Annotated in this window: 2 protein-coding genes; one reads left to right on the top strand and one right to left on the bottom strand. The window is 46.0% G+C overall.

Going from position 1 to position 983, the window contains the following annotated elements; translation table 11 throughout:
• Positions 1-354 precede the first annotated feature (354 nt).
• Complete coding sequence (locus AC3DKE_RS10575) at positions 355-756, top strand: hypothetical protein (protein ID WP_484217350.1); 402 nt, start codon at positions 355-357, stop codon at positions 754-756.
• A 66-nt stretch (positions 757-822) separates the two neighbouring features.
• Here the strand turns inward: AC3DKE_RS10575 and AC3DKE_RS10570 are convergent, their stop codons facing one another.
• Positions 823-975, bottom strand: a complete 153-nt coding sequence (locus tag AC3DKE_RS10570) for an antitoxin Xre/MbcA/ParS toxin-binding domain-containing protein (protein WP_487990658.1) — start codon at positions 973-975, stop codon at positions 823-825.
• Positions 976-983 lie beyond the last annotated feature (8 nt).

Below are 983 nucleotides of genomic sequence, written 5' to 3'. Positions count from 1 at the left end.
GCCTCTCAAAGCCGCACAAACACTGCATTTTAGCCGATCATGTGCTCACAAATTTGCACAGAAACTCACGAGCGAGCACACAGTTTTGTCACCCCATTTTTCGCATTTGCGCACGATTAAAGAGAGCTAAGCATGACCAATTGGCTAAATGTGGCACCGGCAAAGTGCCTGACAAGTTAAGTCATTGCTTGTGATAATTCACGGATGAGGGCAACCCCTCCCGCAAGTCATTATCACTTACTAGGGTAGCTGCGTTCGAAACTTGGAGATCGGCAGTTGTGTAGAGGCGGCAGGTTCAACTATTGTTGAGTTTGGAAGTTAACTTGTCAGTACACTTAAATGTATCCAACTAATATGAAATCTAAATTCTGGGCACTAACTGTATGCGCTGTGTTGGTTTCACTCATTGCTGGTTGTGGCCAACTTAATTCGACCACTACCGAGGCTGATCTAATTGACACTTCAAACTTAAGCACAGCTATTGAGACTGATTCGTGGCTTGGTAAGTGGACTGGGGTCGAAGGGACATTTCTCAACCTAGCTGGTGGTGATGGGATTTATGAAATCACCATTCAAAACTTAGATGGCCTTTCTACATATCAAGGTAAAGCTGCAGGTAAAGAAATCGTGTTTGAGCGCAATGATGAGGCAGTGTCTATCCATGCAACTGACGGTGATGGAACTGGCATGAAATGGTTGAGTGGCAAAACTAACTGCCTGACAGTAGCTGTCGGTGAAGGCTACTGCCGAAGCTAACTAAATGGCTTGGACAATCACTGCACTTCTAACGGTGCCGAGTAAAGCAATGAGCTTAGCCTTGTGCTATCTAGTTCGTGCGTGTTCAAGGTACGTCTTGATTCTCAGCAAGCCTGCAAAACGGTATGACATCATCACCGATAATGGGCTCTGGCCATCAAACGTACGATTAGGACAGCTCACCCAGGTGTAGGCAAGGTCGTGATCATGTGGATACAGAGTGCGTA

Source organism: Paraperlucidibaca sp., assembly GCF_982810325.1.
This window is presented reverse-complemented; position numbering and strand designations above follow the sequence as displayed.